This window comes from Mesorhizobium sp. WSM4308, assembly GCF_002294905.1.
In the GTDB taxonomy this organism is placed as follows: domain Bacteria; phylum Pseudomonadota; class Alphaproteobacteria; order Rhizobiales; family Rhizobiaceae; genus Mesorhizobium.
This window is the reverse complement of record NZ_NSFW01000004.1, coordinates 227303-244670: the sequence shown is the minus strand read 5'-3', so window position 1 is coordinate 244670 and position 17368 is coordinate 227303. Positions and strand designations below refer to the sequence as shown.

Genomic DNA, 17368 nt, shown 5'->3' with positions numbered 1-17368 from the left:
TTATGCCGCGTCGTTCAGGTCCGGATCCCCCCTCCGGGCCGGGTCACAATCAAAATAAAAAGGTGGCGGCGATTCCGCATCGCGCCACCTTGGTATCCTTCGAAAAGGACGAAATATTGGCGATAATCAGCGCGGCGGACGCGCTGCGCCAGCAGCACCACCGGCAGCCACCGGACGCGGCGTCATCGGCAGCAGGCCTTCGCGCTGGGCGCGCTTGCGGGCCAGCTTGCGGGCGCGGCGCACGGCCTCTGCCTTTTCGCGGGCGCGCTTCTCGGAAGGCTTCTCGTAGTGACCGCGCATCTTCATTTCGCGGAAAATGCCTTCGCGCTGCATCTTCTTCTTGAGCGCGCGAAGCGCCTGATCAACGTTATTGTCGCGGACGAGTACCTGCACGGGCAATCCTGTCTTTCGGGTTTGATATCAACAGGCAAGTAGCCATAGCCACTAGCCTCCGCGGCGGTCGACACCACGAATTGTGGCGGCTGATAGCAGAATCAGGCCGCGCTGTCCACAGCCGAAATGCAGGACAACAGCCAAATTGCCACGGTCGCCCCGAGATAGGGCGCCAACTACGCCGTGGCCAGGTGCAGCCGTTCGAAATCCTCGAAGAATTCGCCGTAGTCACAAGTGATCTCTTCGCCGGCGGCAATGTCGCGGGTCGCTGTCGCGCCGCCATATTGCGAAAAATCGGTGTTCGGCGTCGCCGAATGGTTCATGAAGCGGCCATTGTCGACCTCATAGACCATGAAGCCCGGTCGATCCGGGCTCGGATAAGCATAACGGTCGAGCAATTCCTTCAGAGGCTGGGGTGCGGCCTCGTATTCGTCCATCGGGATCAGCCGGTCGAAATCCGGGTTAAGCCGCCAGATCGACGCGCCCTTCCGGATTGGCTCGGCGGCGAACATGCCGACGCCCTCGATCGCGCTCGCGGCCACATAGGTTCGGATCAGCATCATGGTTTCGGGACCCGTTTCGACAGGAAACGGAATCGCCAAATCGCGCGGAAAAAGCAAGACCGGCTGCCTGCGTCAAAGCGGTGAACCGGCCTGTTCGCCACAAAAAAACTTCACGTCCGGCTGATCGAGACGCCGCCGTCGGCGAACAGCGCGGTTCCCGTTGTGAAGCTCGAGGCATCGGAGGCGAGATAAAGCGCCGAGCGGGCAATCTCCTCCGGCTGCGCCATGCGCTTCAGCGCATGGATGCCTTCGACGAAAGCGCGGGCTTCGGGCGTCGTTGTCGTTGCGCCCGGTGTGTCGGTGCCGCCCGGCAGCAATGCGTTGACGCGCAGGCCTTTCGGCCCGTATTCGGCGGCCAGCACCTGTGTCAGGCCGATCAGGCCGGCCTTGGCGGCGGCGTAGGCGGCCATGCCCGGCATGCCGGCAGTGTAGCCGACAAAGCTCGAAGTGAAGATCAGCGAGCCGCCGCCGCGCTCCAGCATGGCCGGTATCTGATACTTCGCGCCGAGAAAGGCGCCGGTCAGATTGACGTCCATCGTCTCGTGCCATGCTGTCGGCATCATGTCGGGCAGGGGCGCCATCAAGCCGACGGCGCCGGCATTGTTGAAGGCGATGTCAAGGCCGCCGAAGCGTTCGACCGCCAGATCGACAAGCGCCTTCGCATAGGCTTCGTCCCTGACGTCGCCGGCAAGCGCGATGGCCTTGCCCTCCACGTCCGATATCTCGGCGACAAGCGTATCGAGCTCGGCCTGACGTCGGGCGGCGACGACGAGCCTGGCCCCTTCCTCGGCGAAGAGTTTTGCCGTGGCGCGGCCGATGCCGGAACTGGCGCCAGTGACGATGGCGATCTTGTTGGCGAGTGCGAGCATTTTTTTGGCATCCCTGTTTTTCGCGCCGGTCTGGCCGGCAATCGGGATGTTGGTCGCAGATGGAGCAGGTCGGAGCCACCCGATACCTGCGAAGGTCGCGTCGTCCTGAACTATTGCTTCAGCAGCCAGCCCAGCCGGTCGAGCGAAAATGCGTAGCTGATGGCGATGAGCAGCGCGACGACGATGCCCGCGGTCGTGTGACCCGCGGCATAGAATCCGGCAGCGCCGCCGAACAGGATGACCAGTTCGAGCGCCAGCCGCACCGTGCCCGGAACCGGCACAGGTGCGCGGCCCGACCGGCTTGGGTCGTTGAGCACCGCGAAAGTACCCCACAGCACGGCCGCAATGATCGGCAAGGCCAAAGCGAGGACCCAGCGCCACCATCCGTCGGCGACATGCCAGCCGGCAATGCCGAGACCGAGCAGGGCGGCAAGCTCCAGCAGGAAGCGCAAGGTCAGATTCCACCAGGCATTGCCCATATTCGTCCTCCAGAATCGCCCGACGGATAATGTGGCTGAACCCAACCACGGCAGCCAGCCCGCATGGGTCTTTTTCGTCGTGGCGCAAAACGGCAAGCGCCGTCGCAAACAGCGCAAGGGTGGAAGCGCTGTTTCGCTAGTGATACACCTCGCGCACCGGGCCGAACAAAAGCCCGGCTGCAATCCGCGAGATCTGTTGGCGCGAGGCTGGGACGTTGAAAAAATATTCGGTATTCGCCATCGCCCGCGAGGCCATGCGCGGCCACAAGGGTTGGGAGGAACAATGGTCCTCGCCTGAGCCCAAGAAGGAATACGACGTCATCATCGTCGGCGCCGGCGGCCATGGCCTGGCCACCGCCTACTATCTCGCCACGGTGCATGGCATCACTAATGTCGCGGTGCTGGAAAAGGGCTGGCTCGGCGGCGGCAACACCGGCCGCAACACCACCATCATCCGCTCCAATTATCTCTATGACGAAAGCGCCGGCATCTACGACCATGCGCTGAAGCTGTGGGACGGGCTTAGCCAGGAGCTCAACTACAACGTCATGTATTCGGCGCGCGGCGTCATGATGCTGGCCCACAATGTGCACGACATCCAGGTGCTGAAGCGCCATGTCCACGCCAACCGGCTGAACGGCATCGACAATGAATGGCTGTCGCCTGAGCAGGCGAAGGAATTCTGCCCGCCGCTCAACATCTCCAGGGATGCGCGTTATCCGGTCGTCGGTGCCGCGCTGCAGCGGCGCGGCGGCACGGCGCGCCATGACGCGGTCGCCTGGGGCTATGCGCGCGGCGCTTCGGCGCGCGGCGTCCACATCATCCAGAATTGCGAGGTCACCGGCGTCAAGCGCGCCGCCAACGGCGCGGTCACGGGCGTCGACACGACGCGCGGCTTCATCGGCGCCAAGAAGGTCGGCGTGGTTGCCGCCGGCCATTCCTCGGTCATCATGAACATGGCCGGCGTGCGCATGCCGCTGGAAAGCTATCCGCTGCAGGCGCTGGTGTCGGAGCCGGTCAAGCCGGTGGTGCCATGTGTGGTCATGTCCAACACGGTGCACGCCTATATCTCGCAGTCCGACAAGGGCGAGCTGGTGATCGGCGCCGGCACCGACCAGTATGTCTCCTATTCGCAGACCGGCGGCCTGCACATATTGCAGCATACGCTGGACGCCATCTGCGAGATGTTCCCGATCTTCACGCGCATGAAGATGCTGCGCTCGTGGGGCGGCATCGTCGACGTGACGCCCGATCGCTCGCCGATCCTGGCCAAGACGCCGGTGCCCGGCCTCTACGTCAATTGCGGCTGGGGCACGGGCGGCTTCAAGGCGACGCCTGGTTCGGGCCATGTCTTTGCCCACACCATCGCCAGGGACGATCCGCATCCGATCAATGCGCCCTTCACCATCGAACGCTTCCGCACCGGCCGGCTGATCGACGAGGCGGCGGCGGCGGCAGTGGCGCACTGATGATGGCGCAGATGGCTGTCGCGATGCCGCTGATGCTGGCGGGGGAACAAGGCATGTTCCACATGCCTTCGGCTGAAGAGGTGCGGCTGCAGCCGATCACGCGCGCCGGCAACGAGGCCGGATGGCCGTTTTCGGTCGACGAGGGAACGCTCGCCTGCGTCTGGGGTGGCGGCCAGAAAATGGTGATGTTCTTCGAAGGCCGGCCGAAGGACCTGGATGAAGACGAGGATTTCAAGCCGCGTGGCGTCATCGTCACGACCGACCCGGTGCAACTGACGCTCGGCAACATGGCCAACCGCGCCCTGTTTCGCGATTCCGCTGACGTCGAGGAGCGGCTGCGGCTCGTCGCGCCGTTCGTGACCATGGGCCAGAAACTTTGCGACCAACCCCCCGGCGCCCGCGTCGGCCACGGCGAATTGTAGGAACAAACAGAATGCTTCTCATCCGCTGCCCCTATTGCGAGGAAGAGCGCCCGGAACTCGAATTCCGCAACGCCGGCGAGGCGCATATTGCGCGCTCGACCGACATTGCTGGCGAGAGCGACGACGATTTCGAGAAGTTCTTCTTCATCCGCTCCAACCCCAAGGGCATCATCTATGAGCGCTGGCGGCACATGCATGGCTGCGCGCGCTTCTTCAACGCAGTGCGCGACACCGTCACCGACAAGTTCGTCATGACCTACAAGGCCGGCGAACCCAAACCCGCCAAGCTGCCCGGAGTTGCCAAATGAGCGGCGCGTTCCGCATCCCGAGAGCCGGTCGCCTCAGCCAGGCCAAGACCGCGCGGTTCAGCTTCGACGGCCAGTCCTATACCGGCATCGAGGGCGACACGCTGGCCTCCGCGCTGCTTGCCAATGGCGTGCATCTGGTCGGCCGCTCGTTCAAATACCACCGGCCGCGCGGCTTCCTGTCGGCCGGCGCGGAAGAGCCGAACGCATTGGTGCAGATCGTGCGCGACGATGCGCGCAAGACGCCGAATGTGCGCGCCACCGTGCAGGAGCTCTATGACGGGCTCGCCGCCAATTCGCAGAACCGCTGGCCGTCGCTGTCCTTCGACGTCGGCGCGGTCAACGACCTGGCATCGCCGATGTTTTCGGCCGGCTTCTACTACAAGACCTTCATGTGGCCGAAGGCGGCCTGGAAAAGCTTTTACGAGCCGAAGATCCGTGAAGCCGCCGGCCTTGGCGTTTCGCCCGACAAACCCGATCCCGACCATTATTCGTCGCGCTACGCGCATTGCGACGTGCTGGTGCTGGGTGGCGGCGCGGCCGGGCTCGCGGCGGCCTTGGCGGCAGCGGAAACCGGCGTGCGCGTCATCCTCGCCGACGAGCAGGCCGAGTTCGGCGGCAGCCTGCGTTTCGAGACGGGTGCCAGGATCGACGGCCAGGACGGTTTTGCCTGGGCGCAAGCGGCGATCGCCAGGCTGAGCGCGATGGACAATGTCCGCGTGCTGCCGCGCACGACGGCTTTCGGCTATTACGCGCAGAATTTCGTCGGCCTGGTCGAGCGCGTCAGCGATCACCTGAAGGCTCCCGGCCATGATTTGCCGCGCGAGCGGCTGTGGCAGGTGCGGGCCAAGCGCGTCGTGCTGGCCTCGGGCGCCATCGAACGCCACATGGTGTTCGCCAACAACGATCGGCCGGGCATCATGCTGGCGGGCGCGGCGCGCACCTTCCTCAACCAATATGGCGTGGCGGTCGGCAGGAATATCGGCGTCTACACGGCCAATGACTCGGCTTACGCCGCGGCGATCGATCTGAAAAAGGCCGGCGTCAACATCGCGGCGATCGTCGATCTGCGCGACAACCCGACCGGTCCGGTGATCGACGAGGCGCGGGCGCTCGGCATCGAGATCAATTTCGGCCGCGCGGTGATCCGTGCCGGCGGCAAATTGCGCGTGTCCTCGATGACCGTGCAGCCGAAGAATGGCGGCGGCGAGCGCACCATTTCCGTCGATGCGATCCTGATGTCGGCCGGCTGGACACCGTCGGTGCATCTGTTCTCGCAGTCGCGCGGCAAGGTCGCCTTCAACGACGAGACCAAGCGCTTCGTGCCCGGCACCTATGCGCAGGATTGCGTCTCCGTCGGCGCCTGCAACGGCACGGATGGCTTGTCGGCGACGGTGGACGAGGCCTATGCGGCCGGGGCCAAGGCGGCCAAGGATGCCGGTGCGAAAACCGCCAAGGGCGCCAAGCCGAAGGTCGACGCCTCGGAAAGCTGGTCGCGCGGCATGCTGGGCGCCGCGCCCGGCGCCGGCCCGGACACGACGGTGAAGGCCTTCGTCGACTTCCAGAACGACGTCACCGCCAAGGACATCCGCCAGGCGGTGCATGAGGGCATGCGCTCCATCGAGCACGTCAAGCGCTTCACCACCAACGGCATGGCGACCGACCAGGGCAAGACTTCCAACATGCACGGCCTGGCGATCGCCGCGGAGACGCTGGGCAAGCCGATCCCCGAGGTCGGCCTGACGACCTTCCGCGCGCCCTACACGCCGGTCACCTTCGGCGCGATCGTCAGCCATGCGCGTGGGCCGCTGTTCGACCCGACGCGCAAGACGGCGACGCATCCGTGGGCCGAAGCGCAAGGCGCGGTCTTCGAGGATGTCGGCCAGTGGAAGCGTGCCTGGTATTTCCCGAAAGCCGGCGAGGACATGCATGCCGCGGTCGACCGCGAATGCGTCGCGGTCCGCACGACTGCCGGCCTGTTCGACGCCTCGACGCTCGGCAAGATCGAAGTGGTCGGGCCGGATGCGGCCAAGTTCATGGAACTGCTCTACACCAATCCGTGGGAGAAGCTCGAGCCCGGCCGCTGCCGTTACGGCATCATGCTGCGCGAAGACGGCTTCATCTACGATGACGGCGTCGTCGGCCGGCTGGCGCCGGACCGCTTCCATGTGACGACGACGACCGGCGGTGCGCCGCGCGTCATGAACCACATGGAAGACTATCTCCAGACCGAGTTCCCGCATCTGAATGTCTGGCTGACCTCGATCACCGAACAGTGGGCGGTCATCGCGGTGCAGGGGCCGAAATCGCGCGACATCATCGCGCCGCTGGTCGAAGGCATCGACATGTCCGACGAGGCGCTGCCGCACATGTCGGTGCGCGAAGGCAAGATCTGCGGCGTGCCGACAAGGCTGTTCCGCATGTCGTTCACCGGCGAGCGCGGCTTCGAGGTCAATGTGCCGGCCGATTACGGCCAGGCCGTCTGGGAAGCGCTGTGGGCGGAAGGCCAGAAGCACGGCGCCACCGCTTACGGCACGGAGTCCATGCACGTGCTGCGCGCCGAGAAGGGCTACATCATCGTCGGCCAGGACACGGATGGCACGGTGACGCCGAACGATGCCGGTCTCGACTGGGCGGTCGGCAAGAAGAAGACCGACTTCGTCGGCATCCGCGGCATGGCGCGGCCGGACCTGGTCGCCAAGGGCCGCAAGCAACTGGTCGGCCTCAAGACCAAGGACCCGAAGGTGGTGCTGGAGGAAGGCGCGCAGATCGTCGAGGATCCGAAGCAGGCAATCCCGATGAAGATGATCGGCCACGTGACGTCCAGCTATTGGTCGCAGAATTGCGGCCGCTCGATCGCGCTGGCGCTGGTTGCCGGCGGCCGCGACCGGATGGGCGATACGCTCTACGTGCCGATGCCGAACGGGGTGATCGAAGTGGAGGTTACCGGCATGGTGTTCTTCGACGAGACGGGAGGCCGCCTCAATGGCTAAGGCCGCTGCAAAGAAGACGGCTGCGGCCGCATCGCCTTCGGTCGACCGCCGTCCGGCATTGGCTGGACGCAGTACGACAGCGACGGGCGTGAAGGTTGAAGTGCTGCCGCCAGCCGAGCGCATCTCGTTGCGCGCGCCGGAGGCTTCGGTCGCGGCGCTGTCGAAGGCGCTTGGCCTGACCTTGCCGAAGAAGCCGAAGACTTCCGCGTCGAAGGGCGGGCGCACCGCTTTGTGGCTCGGCCCCGACGAGTGGCTTGTCATCGACGAAGGCGGAAACGATCCGCTCGCCGACTGTGCGACGGTCGCCGCGCTTCATTCGGCTGTCGGCATCTCACACCGCAACATCGCGATCTCCGTCGCCGGTCCGGCGGCCGAAGCCACGATCAATGCGGGCTGCCCGCAGGACCTGTCGCTCGACGCCTTCCCGGCGGGCGCGGCTTCGCGCACCATCCTCGGCAAGGCCGAGATCGTGCTGTTGCGCACGTCGGACGATGCCTTCCGGGTCGAGTGCTGGCGTTCGTTCTCGGACTATGTCTTTACTTTCCTGTCCGAGGGAGCCCGCGACGCGGCTGGCTGACCCGGAACGTTTTGCCGCCTGCGTTCGTTGTGCGGCAACAGGTCGAGGGAGAAGTGTCGATGCCGTCGAAGTCCGCGCCGAAATCGCCGCAGTCGAATGCCAAAACCGCGGCGGTGCGCTCGCTTGAACATGAGCGGCATCGCGAGGCCGACGCCGAAGAGGAACTCGAGGAAGGCTTGGAGGACACGTTCCCGGCCAGCGATCCTGTGTCCATCACCAGTTCGGCGATCCCCGGCGCGCCCGCCAAGCCGGGCAAGGCCAAGACCGTTTCTGGTCGAAAAACCCGCAAGCCCTGATTTTCAGCAATTTTGGTCGACAGGCATCTTTCCAAGGCATCGCCAGTTGGGATATTCAAAGCGCTTTGGAGGAGGAAAAATGCCGATAAAAGCTGTTGTCTGGGGCGAGAACGTCCATGAACAGACCAATGCCGCCGTGCGTGACCTCTATCCGTTGACCATGCATGGCACCATTGCCGCGGCGCTCAACCAGGACAAGGGCATCGAGGCAACCACCGCCACCTTGCAGGAGCCGGAGCACGGGCTGAGCGAGAAGCGCCTGGCCGCCACCGACGTGCTTTTGTGGTGGGGCCATGCCGCGCATGGCGAGGTCAAGGACGAGATCGTCGAGCGCGTGCAGAAGCGGGTTTGGGAAGGCATGGGGCTGATCGTGCTGCATTCCGGCCATTACTCGAAAATCTTCAAGCGGCTGATGGGCACGCCCTGTTCGCTGAAATGGCGCGAGGCGGGCGAGCGCGAGCGTGTCTGGGCGATCAACCGTGGTCACCCGATCGCACAAGGCATCGGCGAATGCCTGGAGATCGGCGAGACGGAAATGTATGGCGAGCCCTTCGCGGTGCCGGAGCCGCTGGAGACGGTCTTCGTCTCCTGGTACGAGGGCGGCGAGGTGTTCCGTTCCGGGCTGACCTACCAGCGTGGCGCGGGCCGCATCTTCTATTTCTCACCCGGCCACGAGACCTATCCGATCTACCACAATGAAGGCGTGCAGCAGGTGCTGCGCAATGCCGTGCACTGGGCGCACAATCCGGCACCCGCATGGTCCGGCATCACCAATGCGCCGAACGTGCCGACGGACAAGGCCAAGGAGAAGATCGTGCAGAAGGGCCTGCGCCTGCATGCCGATGGCGATAAGGGGTTGAGTTGATGGGGAACCTGATCTGATGCATCGCCTGCTCTTGCTCGGCACCGGCTGGATCGCCGGACATCATATCGAAGAGTTCGCAAAGGTTCCTGGTTGCAGCATCGTCGCCTGCGTCGATCAACTGCCTGGCCGCGCCGCGGCGTTTGCCGCTGCCAACGACATCGGCGCTTCTTTCGAGAGCCTTGAAGCGGCGATCGCCTGGGGCGATTTCGACGCCGCCATCAACGCCACTCCGGACGGTGTGCACAAGGCGACGACGCTGGCGCTGCTTGCAGCGGGAAAACATGTCTTTTGCGAAAAGCCGCTGGCACCGAACCATGCCGATGCGCTTGCCATGACCGAAGCGGCCGAGGCCGCCGGCCTCGTCAACATGGTCAATCTCACCTACCGCAATTCACCGGCGATCCAGGAAGCAAGGCGTCTGGTGTTGGCGGGCGCGATCGGCGAATTGCGCCATGTCGAGGCGAGCTACAAGCAGAGCTGGCTGGTCAGCAAATCCTGGGGCGACTGGCGCGTCGAGGACAAATGGCTGTGGCGACTGTCGACCCGGCACGGTTCGACCGGGGTTCTGGGCGATGTCGGCATTCACATCCTCGACTTCGCCACCTATGGCGCGGCCCAGGATATTGTCAGCCTGCACGCCGACCTGGTGACGTTTCCGAAGTCCGAAGGCGACCGGATCGGCGACTATGTGCTGGACGCCAATGACAGTGTGGCGATGACGGCACGGCTGGCATCCGGCGCGCTGGCGACGATCATGGCGAGCCGCTACACAACCGGCCATGGCAATGACCTGTCGCTGACGCTGCACGGCACCAAAGGAGCGCTCAAGGTCGAGACCGATGGCAAGGCAGCGCGGCTGTCGGCGTGCCTGGGAGAGGATGTCGATGTTCAGCTCTGGCGAGAGCTGGCCCTGCCGGATGTCAAGCGCAACGCCCGGCGTTTTGTCGACGCGCTGGATGCCGGGCGGAATGGCGACCCGTCCTTTCGGCGCGCCGCCGACATTCAGAAGCTTATCGACGCCGCCTTCGAGAGTTCGGCGAGCAGGCTGCCGATCTCGGTCGGCTGACATCCGGCCATCGCAGCGGTTGGCAGTCTTGGCGCCTTCAGCACCGCCTTCAGCGGCAAGGTTGGCTGCGTACCTACTCGATATCAGGCGCAGAACCTGGGCGGGCTGTGAGTCTCGTCCATGCCCGGGGAAACCCCGGGCGGGTATGCGGTCGATCTTAGAACGCGCTCGGCAGGATCCAGGGATTGATGCTGATGCCAAGGCGCGGGCCCTTGCCTTCAGCGGTATTTTCCGCGGCGCCCTTCTTCTCGACCGAGGCGGTCGAGGCGCAATCCAGCTTCACATTGGTCTTGGTGTCGACGCAGGTCGCGGCCGGCAGGTGCTTGACCGGCTGGGTGGTGCCGGCGGCGAAGGCCGAACCGGAAAGTGCCAGCACGGCGGCGAGGGTGAGGAGTGTCTTTTTCATCGTCAGTCTCCGTTTTCGACGAGTGAATTTCTTTCGTACATGTACGGTGCTGCGTACAGATACGTCCGCCGATCGCGAAGTTCAAGTCAAGATCGTACGCGTACGATAAATTTTTTGTTAACCAAGAATTTGCCCTCGGTTTGGTTCGAAAGGTGGCGAGGAAGCGTGGAAACGAAGGAGATGTCGTTCAGCAGTTGACCGGTGTGTCGGTCAATGGCGGCACGTTCTGGGTGCTGAGTGCGGCCAGTTGGAAATCGCACATGCGTTTCACGAAAGCCTGCGGGTCGCCGAAGGGGTAGAAGGGAAAGGTGATCAGCAGCGAGATCGTGCCGTGGCCGACCGCCCACAACATGGTGGCGATGGCGCGCGAATCGCCTTGCAGTTTTCCGGCGGCGACGCAGGCTTCGACCCGCGTGATCAGCACCTTCATCGCCGGGTTGGCCTCGTGCATTTCTTGAAAACTCCGACCTTCCGGCGGCCTGGTCTTTTCGGTCATGAAAACCGTGCGGTATTCATTGGGATTGCCGAGGCCGAAGGCGGCATATTCAGTCATCACCGCCTGCAAGGCCTCGATCGGATCGTCGGACGGATGCTCCTCGATGCGGCGGGCGAGCGTTTCGAAGGCGTCTTCGGCCAGCGCGAACAGAATGTCCTGCTTGTCGGCGAAATAGGAATAGACCGACATCGGCGCATAGCCGACCCGCTTGGCCAGTTTGCGGATGGTCAGGCCCTCATAGCCTTCTTCCTGAACGAGCTTATGCGCGGCTTCGACCAGTTCGGAACGCAGCTCGGCCTTCTGTTTTTCGCGGCGTTTCTGGACGCTCAGCGGCAAGTCCGGTGCCTTTCGGTGGTGTCTGGGGTTGGCGGTATCTGCGCTAAATTATATACGCTGTACGGAAACGGACAAGGGCGCCGCAGGTTCCCAAGCGGGAGGCATCAGATCGCCCCGACGCCACCGTCTATGGCCAGCGCATGGCCGGTCATGAAGGAATTGGCCGGGTCGGCGGCGAAGAGGATGGCGGCGATGATTTCGTCGACCTCCGCCACGCGTTTCATCGGCACGCCGCGTGTCAGTTCGGCCAACGCCTCTGCCTCCGGGGCACCCGAGGCGCGCACGAAACTGTCCACCATTGCCGTCCTTGTGTGGGCCGGGCAGATGGCGTTGATGCGCACACCCTTGGTGGCATATTCGGCGGCCGCCGATTTGGTCAGCCCGACGACGCCATGCTTGGCGGCCGCATAGACCGAGAGTTTCGGCGCGCCGACCAGTCCGGCAACCGAGGCGATATTGACGATAGCGCCGCCCTTGGCCGTCGCCCCGAACTGGCGCTCCATCTGCGGGATCTGGTGCTTCATGGCATAGAAGACGCCAAGCAGGTCGATCTCAAGCACGCGGCGGGCCTCGTCCGACGGAACCTGCGGCAGGCGCACGAGACTCTGGACGATGCCGGCATTGTTGATGGCGACATCCAGCCTGCTGAATCTTTCGACCGCCAGCCGGACCAGGTCCTCGGACAATTTTTCGTCCGCTACGTTGCCGGCCAGGAACGCCGTCTCGGCGGGCAAGGTTGCGGCGAGATCGGTGAGCGCCTTTTCGTCGATGTCCGACAGCACCAGCCGCGCGCCCTCGGTGGCAAAGCCTTTCGCAGCACCCCGGCCGAGACCGCCGGCGGCGCCTGTGATCAGCACCGTTGCCCCGTCAAAGCGGCCCATAATGGCTCCCCGTCATGTCTGCTTGTCGATCAGTCTGGCGGCGAGATGCGACAGCAGCTTCACCGCCTCGCCATAGGTCCTGGCCTTTTCGGGATTGGAGGCATTGCCGTCCAGCGCGCGCTTGTAGACGCCCTGGCAGATCGCCGCCAACCGGAAGAAGGAGAAGGCGAGGAAGAAGGTCCAGTTGCCGATGCCGCTGAGGCCGCGCTGCCGGCAGTAGGCAGCGACGTAGTCTTCCTCGGAAGGCAGGCCGAGCGCGGCGCGGTCGACGCCGCCGAGGCCGCGAAAGCCGGAAGCATGCGGCAGGCGCCATTGCATGCATTGATAGGCGATATCGGCAAAGGGGTGGCCAAGCGTCGACAACTCCCAGTCGAGCACCGCGATGACCCTTGGCTGGCCCGGCGCGAAGATCAGATTGTCCAGCCGGTAGTCGCCATGCACCAGCGATATCAGGCCGTCATCGGCGGGCAGGTGCGTTTCCAGCCAGGCGATCAGTCGGTCCATGTCGGCAATGATGGCGGTTTCGGAGGCGCGGTACTGGCTGGTCCAGCGTGCCAGCTGCCGTTCGAAATAATTGCCCGGCCGGCCGAAATCGGAGAGACCCACCGCGTCGACATCGACATCGTGCAGGGCCGCGAGCGTGCCGTTCATGGCGTCGTAGATGGCGGCGCGTTCTTCGTTGTCACGTGCCTCGGGCAATGCCGGATCCCAGAAGATACGGCCGTCGAGGAAATCCATGACATAGAACATGCGGCCGATCGGCGAGTCCTCGGCCGACAGATGCAGCATTTCGGGCACCGGAACGGCGGTGCCGGCAAGGGCCTTCATCACGCGGAATTCGCGGTCGACCTGATGCGCCGATTTCAGCAACTGCCCCGGCGGCTTGGCGCGCAGCACATAGCGGCCGCTGTCCGCCGTGATGAGATAGGTCGGGTTGGACTGGCCGGATTTGAATTTTTCGATTGAAGCAAGCCCGGAAACGCCGGGTATTTCCGCCTCGAGGTAAGGCGCAAGCGCTGCCTGGTCGAGCGCGTTGGGGTCGATCATGCGGTCTCGGGCTGGCGCTCGATCAGCGTCAGCGTCAGCCAGCGGGCGGTCAGGGCCGGTTTCTTCGAGCCCTCGATCTCGATCGTCACGTCGTGCGCCGTCTGCACCCAGCCCGAGGGTCTCACCTTGACGTCGGCCAGCACGAAACGGGTGCGGATGCGCGCGCCGGTCTTCACCGGCGCCAGGAAGCGCAGCGAATCGAAGCCGTGGTTGACGCCCATCTTGCTGTTTTCCAGCGGCGGCATTGTCTCGAACGTCATTGCCGACAGCAGCGACAGCGACAGGAAGCCGTGCGCGATGGTGCCGCCGAACGGCGTCTCGCGCTTGGCCCGCTCGGGATCACAGTGGATGAACTGGTGGTCGTCGGTGGCGTCGGCGAACTGGTCGATCATGCGCTGCGTCACCACCCGCCACGGCGAAACGCCAACCTCCTTGCCGACACTGGCCAGAAGCACATCGAGACTGATCGGTTCCACGCTCATGTCCTCCAGTTCACCTCCGGCTTCTACGGCCGGAAAATGTCATTCCTTGAACAAGGTCAATCCATGCTGCACCGACTGCCCGCCGTCGATCGGCAGGATGGCGCCGGTGACATAGCTGCCTGCACGGCTGCACAAATAGAGCGTTGCGCCGGCAATGTCATCCGGTGCGCCGATACGGCCGATCGGAACATGGTTGCCGACATGTTTGGCCTGCTCATCCGTACCGGTGGCAAAGGCCGTCATGCGGCTCTGGAAAGGGCCGGGGGCAAAGGCGTTGACGGTGATGCGGCGGGGGGCGAATTCGAGTGCGAGCGTACGCGTCAGGTGATGCACCGCGGCCTTGGACGCCGTGTAGGAATAGGCGTCGTCGGCCAGCGGCTGCGTCCCCATCACCGAACCCAGATTGATCACCCGTGCCGGATCGGCGTCGCTTGCCGCGGCCTCGAGCAGCGGCAGCAATTCGCGGGTCAGGTGGAAGACGGCGGTGACATTGACGCCGAGCACCTTGGCCCATGCCGAATAAGGAAAACTCTCCAGCGGCGCCCCCCAGGAAACGCCGGCATTGTTGATCAGGATATCGAGCTTGGCGGTCCGCGCCTTGACCTCGGCGACGAGTGCGGCGATGCCGGCTTCGCTCGAGACGTCGCCGGCAAAGCCCTCGGCCCGGCCAGGGGCGCCAAGTCGGTTCAACGCATCGGCGACCCTGATGCAATCCTGGCCCTTGCGCGAAGCGATCATCACGCTGGCGCCGGCCTTGACCAGCGCTGTCGCCGCCATGCGGCCGATGCCGGTCGCCGCGCCCGTCACCAGCGCGGTCTTGCCGGCCACCGAAAACAGCTCGTCGAGATAGGCCATTCCAATCCTCCGCGCTCTGCCCTGGGCAAAGAGTTCGCGTTGACAAGGCTATCCGAAGTACGGTCATCCTTGCCACGGGTAAATTGCCGGGCCTCTATGAAGGGTTAGCGACCGATGACGGAGATGAATCTCGGCATGACCGAGCGGCTGAAGCCGATCCACGCGCGCGTCGCGGCCATGGTGCGTGACGAGATCATGCCGCTCGACAAGGAATTCTTGGGCGAAGTGGGCAAGGCAGGCGACCGCTGGGTCTACAGCCCACGCCAGGGCGAAATCCTCGAAGGGCTGAAGAAGACCGCAAGGGAGCGCGGCCTGTGGAATTTCTGGCTGACCGGCTCGGAACGCGGCTATGGCCTGTCCACCGTCGAATATGCCTATCTCGCCGAGGAAATGGGCAAGGCGCATCTCGGCGCCGAAACCTTCAATTGCTCGGCGCCGGACACCGGCAATATGGAGGTGCTGGAGCGCTACGGCTCGGCCGACCACAAGAAGGAGTGGCTTGAGCCGCTTTTGGACGGAAAAATCCGCTCGGCCTATCTGATGACCGAGCCGGATGTCGCCTCGTCCGACGCCACCAACATTGCGATGCGCTGCGAGCGGCAGGGCGACGACTATGTGCTCAACGGCGAGAAATGGTGGGCCTCGGGCGCCGGCGATCCACGCTGCGCCATCTACATCGTCATGGTGCGGACCGGCGGCGACGGCGAGCCGCAGCACCGCCGCCATTCGATGATCCTGGTGCCCTCGGACACAAAGGGCGTGACCAAGGTTCGGGCCATGCAGGTCTATGGCGACGACGACGCGCCGCATGGCCACATGCACCTGCGCTTCGACAATGTGCGTGTGCCCGCCTCGAACCTGATCCTCGGCGAGGGCAGGGGGTTCGAGATCGCGCAAGGGCGGCTCGGTCCCGGGCGCATCCATCACTGCATGCGCGCCATCGGCCAGGCCGAGATGGCGCTGGAGATGCTGTGCCAGCGCTCCGTGCGCCGCGAGGCCTTCGGCCAGAAGCTGGCGAAACTCGGCGCCAATTTCGACATCATCGCCGAATGCCGCATGGAGATCGAGATGGCCCGGCTGCTCTGCCTCAAGGCGGCTTGGATGATCGACCAGGGCGATGCGCGCGCCGCTGCCCCCTGGATCAGCCAGATCAAGGTCATCGCGCCGCGCGTCGCGCTGAGGATCACCGACGAGGCGGTGCAGATGTTCGGCGCGCAAGGCATCAGCCAGGACACGCCTCTGGCGCGCTCGTGGACGCACCTGAGGACATTGCGCCTGGCCGACGGGCCCGACGCCGTGCATCGCCGGCAAGTGGCGCGGACGGAGCTGAAGAAGTACACGCAGGAGAAGCTCTGAGCAGGCGCTCGGTCAACTGCGCTATGGGCCTTCTGCCAACAACAAGGAGTGTCACCGATGACCATTCCCTCCGAAATGAAGGCGTTGCTCCTGGTCGGCGACGGCTACACCAAGACGCCGAGCGGCAGCGCGCTCGCGTCGATGGAGCCCTATCTCGAGCCGGGCCGCATCGCGGTGCCTACGCCGGGCCCGAGCCAGGTGCTGATCAGGGTCAGCCTGGCTTCGATCAACCCATCCGACGTCGCCTTCATCAAGGGTCAGTACGGCCAGCCGCGCGTCAAGGGCCGGCCAGCCGGCTTCGAGGGCGTCGGCACGGTCGTTGCCGGCGGCGACGACCCCTATGCCAAAAGCCTCGTCGGCAAGCGCGTCGCCTTCGCCACCGGCCTTAGCAACTGGGGCTCGTGGGCTGAATATGCCGTCGCCGAAGCGGCGGCCTGCATTCCGCTGCTCGACACGGTGCGCGACGAGGACGGCGCGGCGATGATCGTCAATCCGATTACCGCCATCGCCATGTTCGACATCGTCAAGCAGGAGGGCGAAAAGGCCTTCGTCATGACCGCCGGCGCCAGCCAGCTTTGCAAGCTGATCATCGGCCTGGCCAAGGAGGAAGGGTTCCGGCCTATCGTCACCGTGCGCCGCGATGAGCAGATTGCGCTGCTGAAGGAGATCGGCGCTGCCCATGTGCTCAACGAGAAGGCGCCGGATTTCGAGGCCACGCTGCGCGAGGTGATGAAGGCGGAGCAACCGCGCATCTTCCTCGATGCGGTGACCGGGCCGCTGGCTTCGGCCATCTTCAACGCCATGCCGAAGCGCTCGCGCTGGATCATCTATGGACGGCTCGATGCCGACGCCACCATCATCCGCGAACCCGGCCAACTGATCTTCCAACACAAGCATATCGAGGGCTTCTGGCTGAGCGAATGGATGCGGCAATTCAAGGAGCGGCGCGGTCCAGCGATCCTGGAAGCGCAGAAGCGCTTTTCCGACGGACGCTGGTCGACCGATGTCACGGCTGTCGTGCCGCTCGCCGAGGCGATCGCGCGGGTGCCGGCGGAACTGGCCAAGCCCAACGGCAAGGTTTTCATTCGGCCTTGATGTTGTTCGAAGCAACGCCAGAGGCGCGAATACGAGGCCGTTCAGAGGTTCTTCCCGGTCAGAAGCCGCGGCGTCCAACCATCCGCGGCGGCCCGCCGAGATGATGGCCGCGTCTTT

At 64.5% G+C, this 17368-nt stretch carries 20 protein-coding genes; 10 read left to right on the top strand and 10 right to left on the bottom strand.

Going from position 1 to position 17368, the window contains the following annotated elements; genetic code table 11:
• Positions 1–126: 126 nt before the first annotated feature.
• The 4 genes from rpsU to CK227_RS09190 form a co-directional block, all read right to left on the bottom strand.
• Positions 127–393: a 30S ribosomal protein S21 gene (gene rpsU, locus CK227_RS09205; protein ID WP_010911429.1), complete on the bottom strand. Its 267-nt coding sequence runs from the start codon at positions 391–393 to the stop codon at positions 127–129.
• A gap of 176 nt (positions 394–569) precedes the next feature.
• A complete protein-coding gene (locus CK227_RS09200; protein ID WP_010911428.1) occupies positions 570–956 on the bottom strand; it encodes an SET domain-containing protein-lysine N-methyltransferase in 387 nt (128 codons plus the stop codon).
• 110 nt (positions 957–1066) lie between these two features.
• Positions 1067–1825, bottom strand: coding sequence for an SDR family oxidoreductase (locus tag CK227_RS09195; RefSeq protein WP_095772542.1), 759 nt, complete (start codon positions 1823–1825; stop codon positions 1067–1069).
• Positions 1826–1935: 110 nt separating this feature from the next.
• Positions 1936–2304 (bottom strand): YrdB family protein, encoded by a 369-nt coding sequence (locus CK227_RS09190; RefSeq protein ID WP_095772543.1) that lies wholly within the window; start codon positions 2302–2304, stop codon positions 1936–1938.
• Between the two features lie 215 nt (positions 2305–2519).
• Here CK227_RS09190 and CK227_RS09185 point away from each other — a divergent pair, with 215 nt between their 5' ends.
• From CK227_RS09185 to CK227_RS09150, 8 genes are all read left to right on the top strand, one after another.
• Positions 2520–3773: a sarcosine oxidase subunit beta gene (locus CK227_RS09185; protein WP_095772544.1), complete on the top strand. Its 1254-nt coding sequence runs from the start codon at positions 2520–2522 to the stop codon at positions 3771–3773.
• A complete protein-coding gene (locus CK227_RS09180; RefSeq protein ID WP_095772545.1) occupies positions 3773–4195 on the top strand; it encodes a hypothetical protein in 423 nt (140 codons plus the stop codon). The genes CK227_RS09185 and CK227_RS09180 overlap by 1 nt, the downstream gene beginning before the upstream one ends.
• 11 nt (positions 4196–4206) lie before the next feature.
• Complete coding sequence (locus tag CK227_RS09175; protein WP_095772546.1) at positions 4207–4503, top strand: sarcosine oxidase subunit delta; 297 nt, start codon at positions 4207–4209, stop codon at positions 4501–4503.
• Positions 4500–7493, top strand: coding sequence for a sarcosine oxidase subunit alpha (locus tag CK227_RS09170; protein WP_095772547.1), 2994 nt, complete (start codon positions 4500–4502; stop codon positions 7491–7493). The genes CK227_RS09175 and CK227_RS09170 overlap by 4 nt, the downstream gene beginning before the upstream one ends.
• Entirely contained in the window at positions 7486–8070 is a 585-nt protein-coding gene (locus CK227_RS09165) for a sarcosine oxidase subunit gamma (protein ID WP_095772548.1), read from the top strand. Before CK227_RS09170 ends, CK227_RS09165 begins: the two co-directional genes overlap by 8 nt.
• Positions 8071–8129: 59 nt before the next feature.
• Positions 8130–8366, top strand: coding sequence for a hypothetical protein (locus CK227_RS09160; RefSeq protein ID WP_095772549.1), 237 nt, complete (start codon positions 8130–8132; stop codon positions 8364–8366).
• A 79-nt stretch (positions 8367–8445) separates the two neighbouring features.
• Complete coding sequence (locus CK227_RS09155; protein ID WP_095772550.1) at positions 8446–9231, top strand: ThuA domain-containing protein; 786 nt, start codon at positions 8446–8448, stop codon at positions 9229–9231.
• A gap of 16 nt (positions 9232–9247) precedes the next feature.
• A complete protein-coding gene (locus tag CK227_RS09150) occupies positions 9248–10297 on the top strand; it encodes a Gfo/Idh/MocA family oxidoreductase (protein ID WP_095772551.1) in 1050 nt (349 codons plus the stop codon).
• Positions 10298–10454: 157 nt separating this feature from the next.
• On the opposite strand, the gene CK227_RS09145 is transcribed toward CK227_RS09150, so the two are convergent.
• The 6 genes from CK227_RS09145 to CK227_RS09120 all read right to left on the bottom strand — a co-directional run bounded on the left by CK227_RS09145 (position 10455) and on the right by CK227_RS09120 (position 14800).
• Positions 10455–10703 carry a DUF680 domain-containing protein gene (locus CK227_RS09145; RefSeq protein ID WP_095772552.1) on the bottom strand — a complete coding sequence of 83 codons (249 nt, stop codon included), beginning with the start codon at positions 10701–10703 and terminating at the stop codon, positions 10455–10457.
• A gap of 187 nt (positions 10704–10890) precedes the next feature.
• Complete coding sequence (locus CK227_RS09140; RefSeq protein ID WP_095772553.1) at positions 10891–11535, bottom strand: TetR/AcrR family transcriptional regulator; 645 nt, start codon at positions 11533–11535, stop codon at positions 10891–10893.
• A 104-nt stretch (positions 11536–11639) separates the two neighbouring features.
• A complete protein-coding gene (locus CK227_RS09135; RefSeq protein ID WP_095772554.1) occupies positions 11640–12416 on the bottom strand; it encodes an SDR family oxidoreductase in 777 nt (258 codons plus the stop codon).
• A gap of 12 nt (positions 12417–12428) precedes the next feature.
• On the bottom strand, positions 12429–13463 hold the full coding sequence (locus tag CK227_RS09130) for a phosphotransferase (protein ID WP_095772555.1): 1035 nt from the start codon (positions 13461–13463) through the stop codon (positions 12429–12431).
• Positions 13460–13945, bottom strand: a complete 486-nt coding sequence (locus CK227_RS09125; protein WP_010911413.1) for a MaoC family dehydratase — start codon at positions 13943–13945, stop codon at positions 13460–13462. The genes CK227_RS09130 and CK227_RS09125 overlap by 4 nt, the downstream gene beginning before the upstream one ends.
• 39 nt (positions 13946–13984) lie before the next feature.
• Positions 13985–14800 carry an SDR family oxidoreductase gene (locus CK227_RS09120; protein ID WP_095772556.1) on the bottom strand — a complete coding sequence of 272 codons (816 nt, stop codon included), beginning with the start codon at positions 14798–14800 and terminating at the stop codon, positions 13985–13987.
• 114 nt (positions 14801–14914) lie between these two features.
• On the opposite strand from CK227_RS09120, the gene CK227_RS09115 reads away from it, so the two are divergent.
• A complete protein-coding gene (locus CK227_RS09115; RefSeq protein ID WP_095772557.1) occupies positions 14915–16156 on the top strand; it encodes an acyl-CoA dehydrogenase in 1242 nt (413 codons plus the stop codon).
• Between the two features lie 57 nt (positions 16157–16213).
• Positions 16214–17251: a zinc-binding dehydrogenase gene (locus CK227_RS09110; protein WP_095772558.1), complete on the top strand. Its 1038-nt coding sequence runs from the start codon at positions 16214–16216 to the stop codon at positions 17249–17251.
• Positions 17252–17368: the final 117 nt, after the last annotated feature.